Consider the following 23,596-nt stretch of genomic DNA (forward strand, 5'->3'; position numbering starts at 1 on the left):
GGTTATTGATTAAACGGTATAATTTAAGGTTTGCTTTTCGCTGTAGAGATTTGATTATTCTCCAATGTAGGTGCGCCGGCGCGATTTCGATATTCACCGGGAGTCATATCATTTAGCTGTTTGAATCGGCGGATGAAGCTTGACACGTTGTAATACCCAACTTCCTCCGCTACGGATGATAGCGGTTTCACAGTTGTGGTCAGTAAATGCTGAGCTTTCTTCATCCGTAATTCGGTCACATACTCAAGTGGGGTCTGACCGGTCTGTTCTTTAAACAATTGACTCAGATTGGGCAAAGCCATGCCAAATGTCTCTGACATTCCCTGAAGAGAAAATTCACATTGGTCAAAATGCTCCTCAATGTATTGGGTGATCAAGTTGAGGGATCGGGATGCTGGTTCTTTTGCAGATGTTTCCTTATTCAGTCTCTCAAACGCGAGGGACAAATCCTGACTGATAGATTGAATCAAATGCTCGAATTCATCGATTGTCTCCAGACGCTCCAGTACAAATATATCGGGATATTGGGCGGAGTGTTGCTCGCTCATTCCCAGTCCAATCCACATCTCATTAACGGAACGAATAATATCGTAGCACAGACTACGGGCAATAATTAAAGGTACCTGCTTTTGCCGGATAAAATCAGTAATATTCGAGAGAGCACTTTGAATTTTATCCATCTTGCCTTTACGAACAGCCCGCTGCAGGCTCTCCATCTCTGCGTGGGGATAGGACTCTTGGTGATTGAAGCTCATCGGAATATCGTGATACCGAATAACCCGGTTAACACCCTGAATGAATCGATAATCCATGGCTGTCTGCGCTTCAAGATAGGAACGGGGACTTTCTGAAACCAAGGTTCTGGTACCGACCCCAAGAGTTACCGTCCCGCCTAATAGTTCATGCAATCGTTCTTGGAATTGATCTATACAGGCAGGCGTGTCATCAGTAAAAGTTTCTTGAATAAGCAGGAGGAATACATAACGACCCGTCTCAAAATGCTCAATTCCCAAAATGGGATGAGGCCCGGGATAGCTTTGTTCCATTTCCTGAACGGTATGATTATTCATGGAATGTACATGCTCGGCAGTTTCAATAATGATAACCTGGGTTTGTGCCTCGTCGGTCAGTTCTACAATGTTGCTATCATATTCAGTGATTTCTGATAAGGATTGAATCTCACCCTTTAGCAGCGCGAAAACCATCTGTTTTTTGACAGCAGATGAGTGATTTTTCACACGGTTGTCGAGATCTTTATTTTGATTGGCCAGGCTGGTTAACGTATAACGAACGGTTTCAAGTTCATTCAGTGATTTCATCTTTTGGGGGAATAAACGATGACTTTCCTTGCGCAACAAATGGATGGGTCTATAATTGGAACGCATGCTTACATAAATGATGCCCCCGCCGACAATCAAAATGGCTATTATTCCGTAGGTCAGCCAGTTTTGGGCATGATTCACTTTATCCATTACGACATGGATCGGAAGCAAACTTGCATATTTCCATCCAGACTGCTCGGATTCCATGAGGAAAAGATAGTAATTGGTTCCCTCCAGTGTAATCTCCTGATAAGGAGTGTGATTACCTTCCGTAATAAGCTTCGATAAGGCTAAACGAGAGGGGCTACCTTCTTTTGCAATAGACGTAACGAGCTGATTATTCTGGTCAAAGATCCACATGGATCCTTCAGCTTTTTCATATGTGGACATTAATTGATGAATGGATTTTTCATTGATCAAATACACTATGGTTCCGTAAGGTTTAGCTTGATTCGGAAACATCGGTTGAATCATTCTCAGATAGCGTTCATCCGATTTTTCATCATAACCTGGTGAGAGCAGGGAAGCTGTCCTGGATTCCTGCAAATCGGTAATCATGGATGATGCGGGCCAATCTTCAAATTGATAAATTTGATTGGAGATCATCGGCAATGAATAGACACCGCTACTTGTAAAAACAGCAGGGTCCGACTTGAAATACACCCAGATTTCATGAATAAACGGGCTCATTCGTTGGTAACGTTTTAACTCCCGTGTGATTCCCCAAGCTTTATAACCCCATTGATCTGAAATTCGATAAGGGTACAGACTGTTATCTTCAATTAGCATTTGCCTCGTGCTATCTTCGATTCTACCTAATTGCTCGTCCATGGATTCACGCATGTTATCCAGCGTATTCAGATTGCCGGCAATCACTTCCTCCTCCAGTTGGCTCACGAAGAAACTATAGACCAGCATCGCAATCAGGGTGATGGGAAGCAGAAGAAGGATGATGTAGGACAACAGGTATTTTATGAAGATTTTATAGGAATGGTTGTCGGTCATCTCGTTTAGTCCCCCCGAAAGAGTATTGGTTCGCGCGTTCATTTCTTAGCAAACTTCCCTGGCGAAGCTCGTATAGTACGTGAGCATGTTAGGGACAAAGCAAGGTGATTAGCATTATTTTAGATGATTCTATTCCATACATCTACCTTTTTTTCCTTTTTCATTCAGCATGGTAATGGCAGAGATGGTTGGCAAGCAAATATTCAGGATTTGATTTAACCAATTATTTTGATTATAGAGCTGAAAAGTTATATTTAGTGGATCTCAGATAAATTGCTTATAAATAAAGCACATAAATTTTGTGCATTGTAAGCCTTTTCAAGACTGTGATAAGGTCGTTTTGCATTAAAGGTTTAAGCGGATTAGGCAGGGAAACCTGCTTCAATTCGATTCCGCGAGTTTTTCCTTTACTAAAAACAAATAAAGAGGTGAAGTGGATGAGATTAAGATCTGAATCCTTGTTGTGGTACGATACTCCAGCTCGCAACTGGGAGGAAGCACTACCCATCGGTAACGGAAGGTTAGGTGGGATGGTTTTTGGAAACATCAAGCAGGAACAAATCCAGTTTAATGAGGATTCGATATGGTCTGGTGGACCCAGAAATCGGAATAACCCGGATGCCAAGGAACATCTGCCTCATATACGGCAGCTCTTGTTCGACGGTAAATTAAATGAAGCTCATGAACTCGCGGAAGCAGCTCTTTCCGGTACGCCTTGCAGCCAAAGGCACTATATGACAGCCGGGGACTTGATGATTCGCATGAATCATGCTGTAGACCTGGTGGATTCCGCTGATTACAGGAGAGAACTGAATCTGGAGCAGGCGATTGTTCGTACGGAATATGTGTATGAAGGCGTCAGGTTCCGCAGAGAAGTATTTTGTAGCTACCCTGCCCAGGTCATGGTGATTCGGCTGGATGCGGATCGTCCGGGGAGTTTGAGCTTCATGGCTAGATTCGAACGAAAAAAGGGCCGGCATATGGAATTGTCTTATCGAAAAGGTGAAGATACCATCATAATGTCCAATCCATGCGGAGGAGTTAACGAAGCGTCATATACGGCCGTGGTAAAAGCCGTTGCCTCAGGGGGGACTGTTCAGGCGATTGGGGAGCATTTGAAAGTACAAGGGGCGAACCAAGTAACCTTATTTCTGTCCGTGGCTTCCGGCTTCCGGTACGATAAACCAGAACGGCAAGCCTGTGAATGGGTTGACCAAGCAGCTGTCCAAACGTATGAAAAGCTAAAGAATGAACATTTACTTGATTACCAAAAGTTATTTCAACGGGTCAAGCTGGAGCTTGTGGACCTTTCGGAAAATGATCATCATCTATTGCCTGCTTCGAAGCGGCTTGAGCTTGTACAAAAAGGAGCCGAAGATTCCGGGCTAAATACACTATACTTCCACTTTGGAAGGTATCTTCTTATTTCATCGAGCAGGCCTGGCGCTCTTCCGGCCAATTTGCAAGGGATATGGAATGACTCCATGACACCGCCGTGGGATAGCAAATACACAATTAATATCAATACCCAGATGAATTACTGGCCCGCTGAGACGTGTAATCTGGCAGAATGTCATGAGCCGTTAATTGAACTGGTCGAACGGATGAAGGTCAACGGGAAAGTGACCGCACAAATGATGTACGGTTGCAGAGGTTTCGTCGCCCACCACAATACGGATCTCTGGGCAGACACCGCTCCCCAGGATATTTATGCTGCAGCAACTCAATGGGTCATGGGCGGGGCATGGCTTACGCTCCACCTATGGGAACACTATCAATTTTATCCGGATAAGGTTTTCTTGGAACGAGCATATGACACAATGAGGGAAGCGGCGTTGTTTTTTGTGGACTTTCTTGTTCAAAGTCCTGAAGGCTATCTGGTCACCAATCCTTCTGTTTCACCTGAGAACCGTTATAAGTTACCGAGTGGGGAAGCAGGAACATTATGTTATGGTCCCACGATGGACACGCAAATTATTGAGGAATTATTCAGGGCATGCGTGGAAGCGAGCCTTGTGTTGAATGTTGATCAAGATCTCCGGGAGCAATGGGAGAAAATGATCAAACAATTGCCGCCTATGAAAATTGGCAAGCATGGACAGCTGCAAGAATGGCTGGTGGATTATGACGAAACAGATGCGGGCCACCGTCATATCTCCCATTTGTTTGGACTTCATCCCGGTTCAACCATCAGTCCTGACCTGACGCCAGAGCTGGCAGAAGGGGCGAAAACGACACTGATTCGTCGGTTGGAAAATGGGGGAGGGCATACGGGCTGGAGTAGAGCCTGGATCATTAACTTCTGGGCTAGGCTGCTGAATGGAGAGCAGGCCTATGAGCATACACAACAACTTCTTCGGCAATCAACCCTGCCCAATTTATTTGATAACCATCCTCCGTTCCAGATCGATGGTAATTTTGGTGGTATTGCAGGCATTGCGGAAATGCTGCTGCAGAGTCATTTAAATTACATTCAGTTTCTCCCGGCCCTTCCAGCTGTATGGCCAGCGGGTAGTGTGACCGGACTGCGGGCCAGAGGAGGATTCGTCATTGACATGACATGGGCTGACCAACAAATGAAGACAGCGTCCGTACGCTCTGAGATTGGAGGACGCATCCGTTTGTTCTCGCAGCATCCTATCCATGTAACTACCACGGACGGTCTGCCGGTAGCTACAGATCGTAAGGGGGATATTACAGAATTCAATACAGCCGCAAATACCATATATTCATTGACCTCTGCAGGTGCAATATAAAAATTGTATATAATTATTGAATATTGTAAACGCTTTCCTTTCGGTGATATATTTGGCGTGCAACATTATAAATCCACCCATAAGGAGGTGAGCCTGTGAAATTGGCTATGAGACAGAATAGGAAGTTCGGGAATCGGAGCATGAGCGAATATTTTAATATGCTGGGTAAGGACTTCCAGAAGCATAAGATTGTTTACTTTCTGGGACTGTTCGGGATTAGTTATTACATCATTTTTAGCTATATACCAATGTATGGCGTTACTATCGCATTTAAAAATTATTCACCGGTTAAAGGAATTTTGGGAAGCGAGTGGATCGGTTTTCAGAACTTTGTAGATTTCTTCCAAAGCTTTTACTTTTGGAGGTTACTGCGGAATACGCTGATCATCAGCATTTACGAGCTGCTCATTGCTTTTCCTGCGCCCATTATTTTAGCTCTGCTGTTAAATGAGGTAAGGCATACCTTTTTCAAACGGTTGACACAGACGATCACGTATCTGCCGCACTTCGTGTCTATTGTAGTAATTAGTGGCATGATTGTAGACTTCTCAAGAAAAGCGGGATTGTTTAACATCATATTGAGCTGGTTTGGTGTTGAAGCACAAAATTTATTGCTGGATCCATCTCTTTTTAGAACCATATTTGTAGGTTCGGGAATATGGCAGGGTATCGGCTGGGGATCTATTATTTATCTCGCTGCATTATCAGCCATTGATACTCAGCTGTACGATGCAGCCACAGTGGACGGCGCGAACCGGTGGAAGCAAATGCTGCATGTAACGTTACCGGGCATCATGCCAACGATCGTTATACTGCTGATTCTGCGCATTGGTGGCATCATGGATGTCGGTTTTGAGAAGGTAATCCTGTTGTATAATCCTCAAACCTACGAAACGGCAGATGTCATCTCCAGTTTTGTATACAGGCGTGGACTTCTGGAGGCGAATTACAGCTACAGCACCGCTGTCAGCTTGTTTAATTCCGTCATTAACTTCATTCTTCTGATTCTGGCAAACCGGATTAGTCGGAAAATCAATGATACGAGTCTATGGTAGAGGAGGATACCTGGCATGATAAAACGCAGCTTGGGCGATAAAATATTTGACACATTAAACATTGTGTTTTTGACAGGGCTGATGATCATCACTCTCTATCCTTTTCTCTATGTGATCTTTGCATCGCTCAGTGTGCCGTCAGAATTGGTCAAACACAGCGGCCTTCTCCTGTGGCCTAAAGGGTTCTATCCGGAAGCTTACAAATTAGTGCTCAAAAACCCGATGATCATCTCCGGCTATAAGAACACCCTGTTTTATGTAGTGGTTGGAACCACCCTAAACGTGTTTTTTACGGCGCTGTTTGCTTTCGTTTTATCACGAAGAGATATGTATTGGAAAAAGTATATGATGATGATGGTTGTCTTCACCATGTTTTTCAGCGGGGGTCTCATTCCTGGCTATATTTTGGTGAAAAACCTGGGTATGCTCGATACGCGCTGGGCTCTTATCATTCCCGGATTGATCGCCACCTGGAACCTCATTATTATGAGAACTTCATTTCAGGCTATCCCGGTTGAGCTTGAAGAGGCGGCAAAGATTGATGGAGCATCCGATTTTCGGATTTTTGCCCAGATCATCTTACCTCTATCGGTTCCTGTACTTGCCGTGATGGCACTGTTCTACGGCGTAGGTCATTGGAACTCATGGACAGGGGCTCTGATTTATTTGCGGGATCGGGAGCTGTTTCCGCTGCAGCTTGTTCTTCGGGAAATTCTCATTGAGAACAGCACGACGGACACAACTAACCTGTCCACTGCGACAGGAGATCCATTCCTTGGAGAAGTGGTCAAGTACGCTACCATAATCGTGGCTACGTTGCCTATTCTGGTGCTGTATCCATTTATCCAGAAATACTTCACAAAAGGTGTCATGATAGGAGCCCTGAAGGGCTGAGTACCTTATACTAGCTGAATAATGGGGGATGAGAATGAAGGTTACGAAGGTAGGAAAAATGTCCTTAAGCATCCTGATGGCTGCATCGTTAATAGCAGGGTGCGGAGATGTCAAAACGGGTGATCAGGAAGGTACAACTGACCCAAAAAACGAAGCAGTCAGTTTTCTCTGGAACGGTAAATTCAGCAGTAAAATCCCAGAACTTAAGGGCTATGGTGATGTGGCAGCGTACAAAGAGATTCAGAAACGGACAGGTATCACGATTAATTTCCAGGAAAATGATACGAGCAATCTTTCCCAGTTCAATATTATGCTGGCATCAGGAACCTATCCCGACATTATATATGTTCCGAGCAACTACCCTGGAGGCGTAGCCAAGCTTATTGAAGACGGTGTCGCGATACCGCTGAATGATCTGATTGATCAATATGCCCCCAACTACAAGAAACTGCTTGATGAGAATCCGGAAATCAAAAAGCAGGTTATGCTGGATGACGGTACAATAGCCAAATTTCCGCAGGTCAATCTTGATCTTAGACGCAACGCATGGGCCGGAACGGTGATCCGTCAGGATTGGCTGGATCAGGTAGGTCTCCCGATGCCAAAGACCATTGATGAATGGTATACCGCATTAAAGGCTTTTAAAGAAAATGACATGAACGGAAACGGCGATAAGAATGACGAAATTCCGCTCGGTGATCAAAATGGAATGGGCAGCATTACATCATTCAGCACCTCATATGGTCTACTCGTTACCTTTCAGATGAATCCACAGACGGGTAAGATCACCTATGGTCCCTATGAACCCGCATTCAAAGATTATCTTGCTATGATGAATAAATGGTACAAAGAAGGCCTGATTGATAGTGAATTCGCAGCTACCGACAAGAAAGGCTTTGAAGCGAAATTTTCAAATAATATTGTAGGCGCTTACGGCGGGACCATTTCCGGCATAAATACGTACAAAAACCAAATGCAGGCGGCCGTTCCCGATTTTAAACTGGTAGGTGTCTCACCTCCGGTTGGACCTGCAGGCCAATCATTCAGTGCAGCGGAACAACTTGCGCAATACGTTCCTCTTGAAGGAGCAGTTGTCAGCTCACAGGCCAAAGATCCAGAGAAGGTAATGAAGTTGCTCGACTTCATGGTTAGTGAGGAAGGGAGTGACCTGCAGAACTGGGGCTTGGAAGGGGAGAGCTATGTTATAGAGAATGGAAAGAAAAAATTCTCCGATGCCATATGGAACGACCCAAATTATGAAGCACGAGTAGCGGTTTCACGTTATGCCTATCCGACTTCAGGGATGGTTAAGGTGATGAGTTATGATGCCTGGGCTTCATTTGAATTGGAGCATCCCGAAGCCAAGGAGGCTAATGAAAGATGGTTCAATGCGGATCGCACACTGCTGCTGCCACCGCTCCTATTCAGTGGAAGTGAAAGTCAGGAAATCAGCAGAATTATGAGTGAAGTGGATACTTATATGAAAGAAATGCTGTTAAAGTTCGTGATGGGTAACGAACCGCTGGAGAACTTCGACACATATAAGGATACGCTTCAGAAAATGAATATTGAAAAAGCGATCGAAATCTATCAAGTAGCTTATGATCGTTACCAACAAAGATAGAGTAGTCAATGCCTGACGAGGGAAATAACATTGGATCAAAAAAAAGAATGAACTAAATAAACGATTCATAATCCTTTTAGTTCTTGTATTTATTATTATAACCCTGTTCATCTTGCTGGTGTCGGTAAGGAGGTATCGTAGATGGTCAAAAGCATTCAGTTCAACTTTGCAGTTTCACCAAAGGGCGAGTATCGTTCCATTGTGCAAGAAGAGCAAGACAGCATTCCGCGTTATGACGACGTCAAAGGATACGGTTTCGTAGACAAAACATGCGCTCAGCCGCCAAGAGAGGTTCATGTTGAACAGATCGTTCCATCGCAGGAGGGATACACCATCAGCGAGGCCAGATTTGTGAATCGGGAGGAAGCCGGAGAGAATGATTTTAATCATTTTGGCCTATGTTTTAGGGTGAAAGCCGGGCCGGGAGCCTACCGGGTGCAGGTACGTACTACCTCTAGTCTTGAGGGTACAAGGATCGCGATTTCAGGTATGAATGCGGATGAGCTGCTGAATGTAGATTACTGGGATGCTGCCAGGCTTGTACCCAACCGGACAAGGGTGTTCCAAGAACAAAACGTATGGAGTTACGACTATGTGAACGGACGCGAGTATATCGACATCGAAATCGAACCCCGCCGATTGCAAAGTCCTGTTGGCATCGCCGAGCTAGTATTGACGCCTATACCCATATATCTGCGACCTGAGAGCAAGCGGCCAACGTTGTTTACGTTGGGGGACTCCACGGTGAAATCCTACATTTTCATGGAAGCCCCGATGAGCGGCTGGGGACAGGTGTTCGATGATTTGTTTGATTCGAGGCAAGTGAGCGTAATCAATTATGCCATGGGTGGACGCTCTTTCAAGAGCGCATATACAGAAGGGCGCTTCAACGATATTTTGCTTACGGGGTATGCAGGGGATGTGGTGCTAATCCAATTCGGCCACAATGACGAATCACATGATGAAGACCATCGTTTCGGAAGAGGCGCGACTGAGGAGATGTACCGCACATATATTCGCGAGTTTTACATCCCTGCGATTCGGTCAAGACAGATGATCCCGATGCTGGTAACCCCGATGGCCAGGGTGGATGGCGAGGCTCCCCCCGGACATGTTTATACGGATTCTTTCCGCGTGCGAAAATTTCCAGTCATTATGCGTGAATTGGCAGAAGAGTTGAATGTGCCACTGATTGATCTAAACCGCGAGAGCTTGCGATATTATAATGAGATCGGGATCGAGGGTACTACAGCGGTCTTCATGTCCATCGAGGCAGGGGAGACGCCGGCCAAAACGAATGATGGCAGCTTTGCGAATGGTCATCCTGCATGTAAGATCGACGGTACACATTTCAAAGAAAGTCTCTCCAAGCCTTTTGCCCGTATCGTGGCCACATGTCTTGTACAGCTTGGCGAGCAGGGTGAATTGGATGTAGCCCGAGTGGCTTCATGGTTGAAGCCAGAAGTGCAAGCGGCGATCCGGGAGCAGGATTGGTCAGCCATCTATCCCGAGAAGGCTGCCGACACGATGACAGGCCGGGGGGCGTATTACCGGAATCAGATCGAGAAGCTGGTACAGCTGGGCATCTTGGGACTGGATGAACAATCTTTTTTTCATCCAGAAGCGATCATGAGCGTCGGTGAATTTAGGCTCGCCTTGTCCCGATTGTTGAATCTCGACCCAGATGAAATAAAGCAGAACTTGGCGGAAGGGACACTGTCCAGAGAGCTTATGGGCAGTATGTTGCAAGATGCTTTTGATGCTAAGTTTAGTATGGACGCACTCCCGGCTTACATGACAGATTATAACGGAGAGGCCATCATTCCAGAGCTCCCCGAATATGACCCTCATCTGGCTCCGGATCAACGGGGACTGATGTATTATCCGCTAGTTTCATTCGAACAGCTCCAAGACACAGTTGACATTGATCCGGTTCTATACAATAAAGTGAAGAAAGCATATACGCTGGGCTTGTTGCGCTCAGAGAAGGGCATCGAACGAGGGCAAGTGCGAAACGGTTATGAACTTGAACCCAAGGCATGGGTAACCCGGGAGAAAGCCGCCAAATCATTATATTATATGTGGGTGCTGTATCACCCGATTGAAGTGGAGAACGATCTGTCAGTGTTGAAAGCCGGGTCGGTGCATCCGGTCGAGTAATAAACAGGGTGGATTTGAAATACAACAATCAAGAAAGGAGCGACTTTCTGGGCATGATACCTCGGGAGGTCCATCCTTTTTTTTATATTTGGTTGGTGATTCACAATCCCAGGAGATTTTTTCTTTGATACCAAGGCTAATTATTTTTTTATGGTGTCGAGGGACAAGAACATGTTCCCATTGAAGTCGCTATTTTAGCGGCTTTTTTATTTTATTAGTACAAGTTCTTGTCCCAAATCAAGGACAAGAACTTGTAGCGATTGCCGGAAAGGAGAAAGAACATAGTCCGATTGCCGATTTAGGAGAATATCTAATCGGCATCTTGCTCTTCGTTTCATTAAACTAACTGGCAGGTTAGTTCAAAAACATGAAAGCTGCAAATCACATGATCGGCTGTTGTACAAAAAGATATCGTCTTTTACAATATATCCTCTCAATAAAATCGATATGAATTATTGACCTAAGTGTCGATGTGATCAAACCTTTATCAATCTACTTGAGGTACATGGTTACCTCAGAATGGTTCATAATCAGTGATGTATTTGTTATCGGATTTCAGATGTTAATTCAACTTATATTCGTAATTAAAACTAATTATTTAATTAGGTTCAGAACCTATTTAATTAGGTTCTGAACCTTTTCATAATTTTCGATAAGTACAGTTAATCCATCGTTTTTCTCTAGCTCACTAACGATTTCATCAACAAAAATTTGAATCGCCTCTTGAATATCCGGTTTCAAATATTGATTAATGAGGAGATAAATCATTCTCTGTGGCGGAGGGTTATCAAACAAAGAATACGTAATAGATGGATTTAATTTCATGAGTTTATTTGCGAGACTCATGGGAATAATGGACCAATTATTCACTTCGTCAAAATAACTTAACAGCATTGAGGCAGTGCCTAGAATGATTTTTTTTCTTTTTGAGTATGGAAAATAACGGTTATGCCAAAGAGTGAATTTCTCCGACCAAGTTAAGTAAATTTCGTCTTCTGATTTCAGGTCTCTATTATCAAGGGTTTGAGCGTATAAAGAATATTGGTTATACACCAATACCATATCCTCTTGATACAAAGGGACAAATTTAACACTTGGATAGTTATAGAGACCTGACACAATACCGATATCGCAAATTTGTTTATCAACCATAGGGTGTATTTTGCTTGAATGATTCGTTTGTATGTTTAAAACAATATGGTCATGATTCTTCATCATCTTTTTATAAACTTCAACAAACATAAAGCTGTTGATCATATCTACTGCACTAACTCGTAATTCAGTATAGTTTTCAAAGCTATTCAGATTTTGTGCTTCCTGCCAAAGAACAGACCATTGTTTTGCAATGGATAAGAAGTTTTGCCCTTGGGGAGTTAAAGTAAGTGACTTGATTCCTTTCTGTCGATAAAAAAGCTTTGCTCCCAATTTACCCTCCAACTGTTGGATTCTGTTTGTTGCAGTACTTTGACTGATATATAGTGACTGAGCTCCTCTCAGAATGCTTCCATGTTCGACGACAGCTAGAAAAGTTTCAATCTCCTCATGATTCATAAATCAATTTCCCCTTTGAATTAAATATTCGATTAATCGATATTTTATATTACAAATATCGGTTTTACAATCTTCAATAGTACTCCTATAATGAAAGCGTAATCAGACAGGGCCTGATGATTATACTTAAATTTTTATTCCAAATGTTTTATTGGTTTTGCTTAGTTAACATGCATTTTAAACATCATGGATTATACGAAAAGGGGAACCTTTATGGATTTCAAAAAAATCACCGATGAAATCGTTCAAAAAAGCGGTGGAGAAGAGAATATTGTTTCTTTATCACATTGTATGACCCGTCTACGTTTTATCGTGAAAGATGAGAAGAAACCTGATCTAGAAGGACTTAAAACAATTGACGGTGTGATTTCGGCTGTATTTGGTGCCGGGCAACTTCAAGTTGTCATGGGTAAGAATTTGTTGCCTGCTTATGACATGATCATGAAAAAATATCGCTTTTCTGGTGAGGAAGGCGGCTCTATGCCAGAAAAAGAGAAGAAGCCTAAAACGATTAAAAGCCTTCTTATTGATCTGATAAATTTTATTGCAGGTTCCGTGAGTCCGATGATTACCGGGTTGATTGCAGGTGGGATGCTAAAGCTTCTTCTTATGATCATCGTCATGATTCTACCTTCATTCGAAAAAACAGAGTCCTATTCATTGATCAATTTTCTAGCTGATGTTCCGTTTTACTTTATGCCAATTTTCGTAGCCTATGGGGCTTCAAGAAAACTGGGGTCAAATCCGATTTATGCCATTTTTGTTGCCTGTGTATTAGTTTATCCAGGGTTTGTAGCATTGGTGGAAAACGGAGGAACAACTCATATCTTTGGTTTGCCTGTTCTACTGATCAAATATTCAAGTACTATGATTCCCGCGTTGCTTTCTACCGTAGCGGTTTATTATCTTGAGAAATTTTTCAATAAGATTATTCCAGGTATTTTGAAATCGGTTTTGGTCGGTATGTTGACGGTCTTAACAGCGTCCATTTTAACTTTTGTTGTGTTTGGACCTTTCGGTAACTTGATTGGCAATATTGTTGTTGGTGGATTTTTATGGACCCAAGGAACCATTGGTCCTGTTGTTGTTGGTTTGTTAGCGGCACTATTGCCGTTCTTAGTCATGACGGGTACGCATACCGTAATCGCCCCATTTATGGTACAGAGTTTTGCCAATCCAGGATATGATCCGTATTTCAAACCAGCGTTGATTCTTCATGCAATGGCAGAAGGAGGGGCTGCTATCGGGGTAGGTCTCCGTGCTAAGAGCAAAACTCTGCGTTCAGAGGCTTTGGCAATTGGATTTGGATCTATTTTTGCAGGAATTACAGAACCAGCTATTTACGGTATTGCTTTGAAATACAAAAAACCGCTTATTGGAGTCATGGCTGGTGGGGCTGTGGGTGGTATTGTTGCAGGTTTATTTGGAGCACGAGCATACATCATGGGTAAAACAACCATTTTAGCAATGCCAATTTTCCAAGAAACGCTGATCACTATGCTTATAGCCTGTATCGTGGCAATCGTTGTTTCGGCTATTGTGGCATTCATCTTAGGTATCGATGAAGGTGAGCAGCTGAAACAGCAAAATAATGTTACGTCCACCCCACGGGTTAGCGAGTCTGAAACACAAATAGTCTCCATTGTCGATGGTGTTTCATTCCCGTTGTCGGAAGTGAAAGACGAAGTTTTCTCTACAAAAGCAATGGGAGAAGGAATTGCCTTTACTGCAAAAGATAACGTCGTCGTTTCACCTTGTAGTGGCGTATTGACAACAGTATTTAAAGGAGGTCATGCCTATGGAATAACAAGGGATGACGGAGTTGAAATCCTGATTCATATCGGAATCAATACCGTGTCTCTGAAGGGCAAAGGCTTTAACATAAAGGTCCAGCAGGGCCAACGTATACAAGCTGGAGAAGAACTTGTCACACTTGATTTGGACTATTTAAAAACAACCAACTTGGATTTGTCGGTATTACTCATTTTTACAGATCCGAAAGAGAAAGAAATTCAGTTGTTGGGATACGGAGAAGTGCTAAATGGGCAAAACCCAGTAGCCGAGATTAAATAATGGGGAGAGTGCACAACATGAACAACACGTATAAAGACCAATTTCCTGAGAACTTTTTGTGGGGGGGAGCGATTGCTGCCAATCAGGCAGAAGGTGGATGGGTAGATGGCAAGGGCTTGGACTTGGCCAGTTGCTTTTTGAAAGGATTATCTGACGTAGGTTCTTTTGGCGTACCAAAACAAGGAGAATATCATCCGCTGGAAAAAGGAATTGATTTTTATCATCGATTCAAGGAAGATATTAAACTGTTTGCGGAAATGGGTTTTAAAATTTTTAGAACATCTATCAACTGGACCAGAATATTTCCTAAGGGCGATGACGACCAGCCAAACGAAAAGGGATTGCAGTTTTACGATGAACTGTTCGATGAGCTGTTGAAATATGGAATTGAACCACTCGTTACCATTTCACACTATGAAACGCCATATAATCTCGTAGAGAAATACGACAGCTGGAGAAATCGAAAATTAATTGATTTTTACGAGCGGTACTGTGAAGTCATCTTTAATCGATATAAAAACAAAGTGAAATACTGGATGACATTCAATGAACTTAACAATATGAGAAGAAATCCATTTTATGTGGGTGGAATCATCTATAAAGAAAATGAGAATCGCATGCAAGCGATCTATCAAGCCAGTCATCATATGTTTGTGGCAAATGCAAAGGCGATCAAGTTGTGTCGTGAAATCATCCCAAATGCACAAATTGGTTGTATGATGTCTCTGAGTAATATTTATCCACATACGTGCGATCCGGTCGCTGTATTTGAAACGCAGGACATTCGAAGAAGAGCTTTGTTCTTTCCCGATGTCATGTTAAGAGGATATTATCCAACATATGTTTATCGTCTTTGGAAAGAAAATGATTGTCATATCGAAATGCGCGATGAGGACCTGGAACTCATGAAATCCTACACGAACGATTTCTTGGCTTTCAGTTACTACAGAACGACCACACATGAGAAAGGACAACCCTATTTCGGCGATACTGGAGGAGATATTGGCACGCCGAACCCATATCTCGAAACAAGTGACTTCGGATGGCAAATTGATCCTCTTGGATTCCGGTTTACTTTGAATGAATTATGGGATCGCTATCAAGTGCCATTGATTCCTGTTGAAAATGGCATGGGTGCCAAAGATGAAATAATTGATGGAAAGATCCATGATGAGTATCGCATCGATTATTTGAGACAACATCTTATAGCGCTAAAGGAAGCGATTAAAGATGGCGTATCCATTATGGGCTACACTTACTGGGGGCCAATTGATATTATTTCTGCTGGCACTTTTGATATTGAAAAGCGTTACGGGTTCATTCATGTAGACCTAGACAGAGAAGGTAATGGAACCTTAAACCGAACCAAAAAGGATTCATTCTACTACTATCAAAATGTAATTAAAACAAATGGAGAAAGTCTTTGATATACTGATCCAAATAAAGCCGATCAATCTGATCGGCTTTATGTTGTATTGAAAATGTTCTTGTCCCATTTTGCTCAAAAGATTAAGAATTTGATCCGATTACCGGTTTACCAGACATATGAGGGTCGCTGTTAATCACACAATGCCTAAAGGTGTTTAAAAAATCCATGATCTCGGCTCAAAACCGTCTTCCTCAATTTCTTTTCGCTATAACGTTTGCACAATAAGTATAAAGGTAGCAGCCGATCATTGTGATGGGCTGCTTTGTTATGTTTAGGGGGAAATAGTTTAACCAAAGAAAGAGGTAGTTGACTTATAGAAGGGTGGAAATGTGAATCACATTATACGAAAGGAGAATGTGGTTCTCCGTCCTACTGGTTATTGGAGTCAGAGTGCGCGGAGCACTGGGCCAAGAACGCCGTGAACGACATGGGATCGCGGATGGTTGTAAATAGCTTTGAAGATGGAACCTTCAAACCAAAACATGACTCGGGCAGAGTTTGCAGCGATTGTAGGTTGTAGTGCGAGGATTGGGAGTGGTATGATGATTTAACGGTTTTATAAAATCAAATTTTTGAATCAGTTATACTGGAAAAGACTTTAAGATTTGTGGGTCTTACACATATGTACAAAATACGAGTTTTGTGAAACAGTAATAATGATTTAAAAGCTGCACAGTGATTTTTACCCCTGTACAGCCAATTCTTTATAATCTTCGAGTTAATCCCAAACTACTTCTGTTCCTGCTACAAAGTCATGAATCGCACGTCGATCCTCACGCATACCGACCATAAAAGCACTCACAATAACTCCGATACCCAAAGTTAATATGTACACAAGTCCAGCTACAACAACTCGCATAAGCATCGTACCAATTTTTGGCGGTTCGTGTGTATCGTATTGGCGGATTCGAATTCCACATATGCGTTTTCCTATGGTTCGACCATACCAGTAAACTGGTAATAAAATTGAGTATAACGCACTAAGTAGCTTGGCAATCGGCTCATCCGTATCAAAGTTACCCGTCAGCACACCTGCAATAATCACTAACGGAATTGAAATAATAAGACTATCCAATACACCTGCTCCTAATCTAATCCAAAAACCTGCTTTATACAAAATGCTTTCCTCCAAACTACAATTTTAAACTAAACGGCTAATTTATTTCATGAACTCCCTTCATTAAAATATCTAACTTTATGTACACAACTCAAATAGTATAACAGAAAATTTTACCTTTTTACGATAAAACTCCTATTTCATTTTAATCCTTTGTGAATTTTATAACAAACCATTGAATTAACTTAACCGCTGTTCATGTTCACTACTTAATTACTTAATCTTACATAATCCTTTCTAACTGCACCCCCAATGAAAACACCATAATAATTATGTAAACCAAAAAAGCTACTCAACATTTGTTAAGTAGCCCTCTGTTCGTTCTGCATCTGCCCTCTTCGCCAAATCTTATTCTCCACAATAGCATAGACTAAACCGGCGATGGCAAATATCCATATCGATGTCATTCGATTCAGATGGTATCCATTCACGAAATATGGACTGTACATAAGATCAAAAACCCACAGCCCGCCCCATCCAAACCCAATCATATAGATGAAAGTTCTCATCATAGGAAAGCATACATATTTCCGCAGCAACCACGAGATCGGGCTAAGAATAACAACATAAAAAACGAGCAAATAGTGACCGAATCCCAGGATGAGCGAAAGAATATATATTACTCCCCCTGCATTGCGTAAACCGTAATATTCTGTCGTTGTAATATGGTACCCTTCAACCCTTTCAAGAACAAGATATGCCGTCAAGCTTATCCCTATAAATATAAGTCCTAATACCATGTACCGTTGAACCGCGTTCACCAACATCAGATCACCCCAATGTCTAAACGCAGCCAGAACCGCTCAAGTTACATGATTTCGAACAAATTATTATTCACTGACTACTTCTGTCCTTCCAGAATCATCGTACCCAAACGGTCCATAAGCTCCATTCTTCCCATGGCTGTGTACGAGTAATTGTAATTATCGACATTGGAGATTTTATAGATCTTGCCATTCTTCACGGCCTTCATGTTATTCCACACTTTGCTATCGACCATCTTGTTCTCACTATTCTCCATCAGCAGCAGACGATCCGGATTGACCGATACCAGAGCCTCTAACGCGATCTGTTTACCGCCCCAGCCCTCTGGATCAGGGATACCGTCTGTGCGCTTCAGGTCCCATTCACCGTATAACATCTCAGCTGCCCCTTTGTTCGAATAGATGACCAGATTATTTGGATATGTCTCAATTACAGCAAAGGATTCACCATGTACAGCCGCCTCCAGCTTTTGTTTCCACTCTGCAGATTTCGCATCATATTTGGCCAGATATTCATCTTTCTTGCTTTCTTCTCCAAACGTATCTGCCAGGAATGTCAAGCGTTCTCTCCAATCATAGTAAGAGTAAGGCAATGCAATTGTAGGCGCAATTTTAGATAAAGTTTCATACTGATCCGTGTTAAAATCCTTACCCAGGATAATCAGATCCGGATTGGCACCCGCTATAGCTTCAATGCTGAAGGGGAAACCATACCAGCCCAGATTAACGGTATCTGCACTCAGCTGATCCTTAATGGTTGGCGTGAGTTCCTCCGGGTTACCATAATCCGCGCTCATTGTCGCTACAGGCGTTTTCCCAATGATCAACAGCTCTTCTGTAGAGCCGGACAGATCAACAATGCGCTCTGGATTCAAAGGGATCGTAATTTCTTCTCCATTCGGGTTAGTAATCACTTTGGTCGTCGCTTGTGTGGTTGCCTCTGAGGAGCTCGTCAATTCATTGGTCGTCTGGGTCGTTCCACAGGCCGCCAAGGTGAGCATACAGCATAGTGCAATCCATACAGGAATTCGTTTAAACATCGTCGTCATTCTCCTTTTATGTCAGTTCATTTACCACATCAGGCTTATTTACTTCATTCATCTCATCGAACACTCATGATCCGTTCACTTTTACCTGCCAGCCTTCCGCATCCTGTTGTAATTGCCACAGACGAGCGTAGATGCCTGAGTGATCTAACAATTGCGCATGAGTCCCTTGCTCTACGAGCCGACCGTGGTCCAATACAAGGATCTGATCGGCATTTTGAATGGTCTTTAATCGGTGTGCAATCAAAATAACCGTTTTGTCCGCGACCAGCTCATTAATCGCTTGCTGCACCGCGGCTTCGTTCTCCGGATCAAGTGAAGCAGTGGCTTCGTCAAGCAATACGATCGATGCATTTTTTAACAAAGCACGTGCAATGGAAATCCGTTGCTTCTCCCCACCAGATAACGTCGATCCACCCTCGCCAACGAGCGTATCGTACCCTTGAGGCAGATTGGAGATGAACTCATGACAACAAGCTCTGCGTGCGGCCTCTTCAATCTCTAATTGCGAAGCGTCTTTCTTTCCCACACGAATGTTGTTGCCGATCGTATCCTGGAACAGATACACGTCCTGGAAGACCACAGAGATATCCTGCAACAGCTTCTCCGGGTCCATCTGATCAACGGGTCTGTCACCAATGCGAATGCTTCCTTGCTGTACATCCCAGAAACGGGCAATGAGACGTGTGACTGTACTCTTACCACTACCGGATGGGCCAACCAAGGCAGTAATGGTATGCGGCTCAATCGTAAAGGACAAGTCTTTCAACACTTGCTGCTGATCATCATATCCAAAGGTCACCTGGTCAAATGAAATCGCCTGATTGGGCTGCACATCTCCCTTTCCTGCCATCGGGGCCTCCTGTTGCACATCCATAATGCGTCTTGCACTATAGGCGGAGTATCGCATCTCCCCATAACTCATCAGTACAACCGTCAACGGTTCAAATACCTTCGTACCTACCAGCAAAAATAACAGAAATACCGGTAGGGACAACTCACCGCCTGCAAGCAAATAACTGCCCCCCAGAATCATCCACGTCATCCCTGATCGTGCAAGCAACATCGCGCCCATAATCATCGGCCCCATAATACCTTCCAACCGAATGGAGGCCAATTTCAATTCGTCAAAAGAACGACGCAGCCGTTCAAAACGTTTGCCCGCCATATTGTGGGCCTTTATCTCACGAATACCGCTCAGGTACTCCTGCAGCCGACTGGCGGCTTCGTTTTTGGCTCGAACATGGTTTTCACTCAGTCGTGCCTGAATGGAATCCGTAAGCCATAACAGCGCCACACCAAAGGGAACCGCAACAAACATAGCTACGGCCATTCTCCAATCCACCAACAGAAGTCCGCCGAAAGCCAGTACCGGAAGCACAATCGCGCTGATCAGCTGCGACAGATTGTGAGAGATCGTATGCTCGACCTGACCATAATCGCTCAGGATCAGATTCGTTAGATCCCCAGGATCACGTTTTCCGAAAAATCCTAACGACAAATGCCGAATATGTTCGGCCAACTTCAACCTTCCTGAGGCCGCGAGGCTGTATGCTGCCCGATAAGTCTTGTCATAGAGTGAGGCGTATGCCGCATATTCCACCAGAAGCCAGGCAAACAGGATGCAGCACACAATCCACATACGGTTGATATCCAGTCCTTTGTCCGGAATAGCAAAAGACGTATAGATCGTATTGAATATGTCCACAAGCAGCGCCGCAGGAACGATCTTCGCAATCCCGTCCAGAATCGCTGCTATCACCGAAGGAAGCAGACTACGCGGGTTACCGCCAGATATATTGGTTAAATAATTCTTCATCGCACTGCACCTCCAAGCTTCCAGGAAGCGGCACTGATATGGGCCTGCCACATGTGTTCGTATACCCCGCCGAGTGTACGCAATTGATCATGTGTCCCACGCTCGGCAATTGTTCCCTTTCGAATCACGAGTATTTGCTCGGCTGCACGAATCGTTGTTAGACGATGAGCAATAATCAGTACCGTTTTGCCTTGAACCAATTGGGCCAGACCTTGCTGGATCTTGTGCTCATTCTCTGCATCCGCATAGGCTGTCGCCTCATCCAGGACCAGAATGGGAGCATTTTTGAGCAACGCCCGTGCAATTGCAATTCGCTGTGCTTCACCGCCGGACAGGTACGTACCGCCTTCTCCGATTTTCGTGTCATATCCGGCATCCAGCTTCTCAATAAATTCATGACAGCAAGCAGTTTGAGCCGCAGCTATAACGTCCTGTAATGAAGCCGATGTATTGCCCATCCGAATATTTTCTTCAATCGTATCGTAGAACAGATGTACATCCTGAAAGACAAAGGACACGGTATCCATCAGTTTCTCCGTCCCCATCTCCTGAATCGGAATTCCACCAATCGTAATCTCACCTTCCTGTACATCCCAGAAACGAAGCAATAGGTTAGCAATGGTCGACTTTCCTCCACCAGAAGGTCCGACAAGTGCGGTCATCTTTCCTGCTTTGGCTACAAAATCAATCTGATCAAGTACGGGTTTATATGCTTCGCTCTCCTTACGCTCATAAGCAAAAGATACCTGCCGAAAGGCAACCTCATATGTATCCGGAACTTTAGGCAACTCAGGTTCTTGTACAACCGGCTCGGCAAACACCGATTCAATACGTTTCTGTCCTTCCACAATCTCTCGCATCCCACTACCCAGATACATCAACTTCAATAACGGAGCAGAGAGACTCGGGGTAATAATCAGAAACAGAATAAACGTGATCGCAAACGACTGATTTCCCGCAGTTCCACTCGACAGCAGAATACCCACTGGAACGATGAAGGTAAATAACGAGATCATGATCACAAAAAACAGCCCGTAAGATGTTTTACATAAATCTGTTATTTTCAACGAAATATCCCGGTAACGCGTTACCGCTTGTTTAAACGTCAGAAACGAATCGGCTGTAATGCCAAATACTTTCACCGCTGGCATACCTCTCACGTATTCAATACCAGTCGCATTCATCTCTTCGATGGCAAGTTGAAAATCACGATAAGCCTGACGGCCGCGTTCACTGCGGAAGATACGACTCTGCAGCCAGAACCCAATTTCGATCGGAACTAACAGCGTCAGCGCCATACGATAATCGAGCCAGAATAAGTATCCCAGCAACATCAGTGGAATAACGATCGCACTGACCAGATCCGGCAACTGATGGGCAATAAACTTCTCGATTTTCTCCACACTGACCTCGATGATCTTCTTCAGCTCACCGGTTGCCGTTCGGGTGTGATACCCCATGGGGACTTTGGCAACATGCTCCGCAAGTCTTACTCTGAGCTGGTACAAAATGTTGAATGCGGCAATGTGTGAGCACATCCCCCCGATATAGAGCGCAATAAGCCCCCCAATCAGGGCTACGAATGCGACGATCCCCCAATAGATCAACAGATCCCTGTCCATGGCAGAGGGTTTCCCCGCATGAGTTAGCAGTTCCTCGACGATCTTGTACACCCCGATAAAAGGAACAATCTGCAACAGACTCGACAGCGTCGAGAAGATACTTGCTGTGATCAGCAGACCTTTACGCTCCTTCGTCACCTGCATTAACCCGGACACTTCAGATGTGTTGTTCATCTCATCCCTCCTGATATTAATAATCATTCTCAATATGGCACAGTGCTATATACGCACATTAATATCTCACAGGGACGTGGGCAACCGCTACCCCAATCCGGAGCAAAAATACCTCAATACGGATTATAAGTAAATGCTACGAGAAGCCTACTAGAACGTTTGATTAAAATACGTGGATGGTGTCATGCCATGCTTGCGTTTGAATTGAGCGGAGAAATGACTCGTTTTATTAAAACCCACCGCTGCAGCCGCCGTGGTCACATTCATCTGTCTGGTCTCCAGCAGGTAATACGCTGCCTCCAGCCTCTGCTCAATGACATACGCATGTACAGGAAGACCGAACAATTGCTTAAATCCTTTTTTCAGCTTGAATTCATTCAGACACACTTGTCTGGAGAGCCCTTCAAGGGTTGGCGGATGTGCCAGATTCGCATCGAGAATGTGCTTCGCCTGTTGCAAACTGGTCAGGTCCGTCCGGGACAACCCATCATGCTTCGCAGGTAACTGACGCTCCAGAATACATTCACTGAAATATACCGCGAGCAGCTCAAGTGCTTTTCCGTTTAAATACAGTTGTTTCAGTTCTCCCGAATACGGGCATTGTGTCATCTCGCTAACGATTCGAATCATCGTCGGTGTCATCTTCGCATTATAGAAACCTCCCCCACTTCCCGCGATGGCTGTCATGAGCTGCTGTATGGGAAGCTGCTGCATCATTCCACTGATCGGTGTCTGATCCAGCTTCAACGTAAATCCCTTGAAGTGCTGCTGTAATCCAAACTCACACGTACTGCTCGTATATCGACTGCCATATGCAGAACTTTCCTGGGTATGTACATGGAACTCCCCCAGCTTGCCATCAATGTTCCATGATATGCTCTCACCAATACAGAAGCTTAACTTGATACTGTCATCCTGCTCCAAACTGCTTAATGCGGTTGGTCGATGGAATATCGCATCACTATACACGAGTTCCATGGAGGGATGAATGCGATTCAGCTGCCAGTACCCCTGACCAATCTCTTCAGGAATATGAATGATTCGTTCGGCAGAGCTGCTTCGGTAAAATGTATTTAATCTCGCTGCCAATGCACAGCGCTTATCTTCTTTATTTTGAATGGCGTACCATGTCTCTGACACCTTGGATTGCATCTGACTTCCCCTCTCGTTGTCTGTTGTTTCAGC

The 23,596-nt window shown here is 43.9% G+C and carries 15 protein-coding genes; 7 read left to right on the forward strand and 8 right to left on the reverse strand.

What is annotated here, in order from left to right; all coding sequences use genetic code 11:
* Positions 1 to 23: 23 nt before the first annotated feature.
* Positions 24 to 2,327: a helix-turn-helix domain-containing protein gene (locus PAHA3_RS10740; RefSeq protein WP_062834729.1), complete on the reverse strand. Its 2,304-nt coding sequence runs from the start codon at positions 2,325 to 2,327 to the stop codon at positions 24 to 26.
* Between the two features lie 437 nt (positions 2,328 to 2,764).
* On the opposite strand from PAHA3_RS10740, the gene PAHA3_RS10745 reads away from it, so the two are divergent.
* From PAHA3_RS10745 to PAHA3_RS10765, 5 genes are all read left to right on the forward strand, one after another.
* Complete coding sequence (locus PAHA3_RS10745; protein WP_062834730.1) at positions 2,765 to 5,083, forward strand: glycoside hydrolase family 95 protein; 2,319 nt, start codon at positions 2,765 to 2,767, stop codon at positions 5,081 to 5,083.
* Positions 5,084 to 5,223: 140 nt separating this feature from the next.
* Positions 5,224 to 6,138, forward strand: coding sequence for an ABC transporter permease (locus PAHA3_RS10750; RefSeq protein ID WP_235599419.1), 915 nt, complete (start codon positions 5,224 to 5,226; stop codon positions 6,136 to 6,138).
* A gap of 15 nt (positions 6,139 to 6,153) precedes the next feature.
* Positions 6,154 to 7,032, forward strand: a complete 879-nt coding sequence (locus PAHA3_RS10755; RefSeq protein ID WP_062834731.1) for a carbohydrate ABC transporter permease — start codon at positions 6,154 to 6,156, stop codon at positions 7,030 to 7,032.
* A 34-nt stretch (positions 7,033 to 7,066) separates the two neighbouring features.
* Entirely contained in the window at positions 7,067 to 8,656 is a 1,590-nt protein-coding gene (locus PAHA3_RS10760) for an extracellular solute-binding protein (RefSeq protein ID WP_062834732.1), read from the forward strand.
* Between the two features lie 141 nt (positions 8,657 to 8,797).
* Positions 8,798 to 10,816, forward strand: a complete 2,019-nt coding sequence (locus tag PAHA3_RS10765) for a GDSL-type esterase/lipase family protein (RefSeq protein ID WP_062834733.1) — start codon at positions 8,798 to 8,800, stop codon at positions 10,814 to 10,816.
* A 615-nt stretch (positions 10,817 to 11,431) separates the two neighbouring features.
* Here PAHA3_RS10765 and PAHA3_RS10770 read toward each other — a convergent pair.
* Positions 11,432 to 12,367, reverse strand: coding sequence for a LysR family transcriptional regulator (locus PAHA3_RS10770; protein ID WP_062834734.1), 936 nt, complete (start codon positions 12,365 to 12,367; stop codon positions 11,432 to 11,434).
* Between the two features lie 213 nt (positions 12,368 to 12,580).
* Between PAHA3_RS10770 and PAHA3_RS10775 the strand changes: the two genes are divergently transcribed.
* A complete protein-coding gene (locus tag PAHA3_RS10775) occupies positions 12,581 to 14,440 on the forward strand; it encodes a glucose PTS transporter subunit IIA (protein ID WP_167350875.1) in 1,860 nt (619 codons plus the stop codon).
* A gap of 17 nt (positions 14,441 to 14,457) precedes the next feature.
* Positions 14,458 to 15,867, forward strand: a complete 1,410-nt coding sequence (locus tag PAHA3_RS10780; protein ID WP_062834735.1) for a glycoside hydrolase family 1 protein — start codon at positions 14,458 to 14,460, stop codon at positions 15,865 to 15,867.
* Between the two features lie 720 nt (positions 15,868 to 16,587).
* Here PAHA3_RS10780 and PAHA3_RS10785 read toward each other — a convergent pair.
* The 6 genes from PAHA3_RS10785 to PAHA3_RS30870 form a co-directional block, all read right to left on the reverse strand.
* Positions 16,588 to 16,986: an RDD family protein gene (locus PAHA3_RS10785; protein ID WP_082762779.1), complete on the reverse strand. Its 399-nt coding sequence runs from the start codon at positions 16,984 to 16,986 to the stop codon at positions 16,588 to 16,590.
* 302 nt (positions 16,987 to 17,288) lie between these two features.
* Positions 17,289 to 17,498, reverse strand: a complete 210-nt coding sequence (locus PAHA3_RS30155; protein ID WP_167350876.1) for a hypothetical protein — start codon at positions 17,496 to 17,498, stop codon at positions 17,289 to 17,291.
* Positions 17,499 to 17,827: 329 nt separating this feature from the next.
* The gene (locus PAHA3_RS10795) at positions 17,828 to 18,790 is read right to left on the reverse strand and encodes an ABC transporter substrate-binding protein (protein ID WP_235599420.1); all 963 of its coding nucleotides are present in this window, start codon (positions 18,788 to 18,790) and stop codon (positions 17,828 to 17,830) included.
* 73 nt (positions 18,791 to 18,863) lie between these two features.
* Positions 18,864 to 20,615, reverse strand: a complete 1,752-nt coding sequence (locus PAHA3_RS10800) for an ABC transporter ATP-binding protein (RefSeq protein WP_062834738.1) — start codon at positions 20,613 to 20,615, stop codon at positions 18,864 to 18,866.
* Entirely contained in the window at positions 20,612 to 22,411 is a 1,800-nt protein-coding gene (locus PAHA3_RS10805; RefSeq protein ID WP_062834739.1) for an ABC transporter ATP-binding protein, read from the reverse strand. Before PAHA3_RS10805 ends, PAHA3_RS10800 begins: the two co-directional genes overlap by 4 nt.
* A gap of 150 nt (positions 22,412 to 22,561) precedes the next feature.
* The gene (locus PAHA3_RS30870) at positions 22,562 to 23,563 is read right to left on the reverse strand and encodes a helix-turn-helix transcriptional regulator (RefSeq protein WP_153028196.1); all 1,002 of its coding nucleotides are present in this window, start codon (positions 23,561 to 23,563) and stop codon (positions 22,562 to 22,564) included.
* Positions 23,564 to 23,596 lie beyond the last annotated feature (33 nt).

It is taken from the genome of Paenibacillus amylolyticus (assembly GCF_001570725.1).
GTDB classification, from domain to species: domain Bacteria; phylum Bacillota; class Bacilli; order Paenibacillales; family Paenibacillaceae; genus Paenibacillus; species Paenibacillus amylolyticus_A.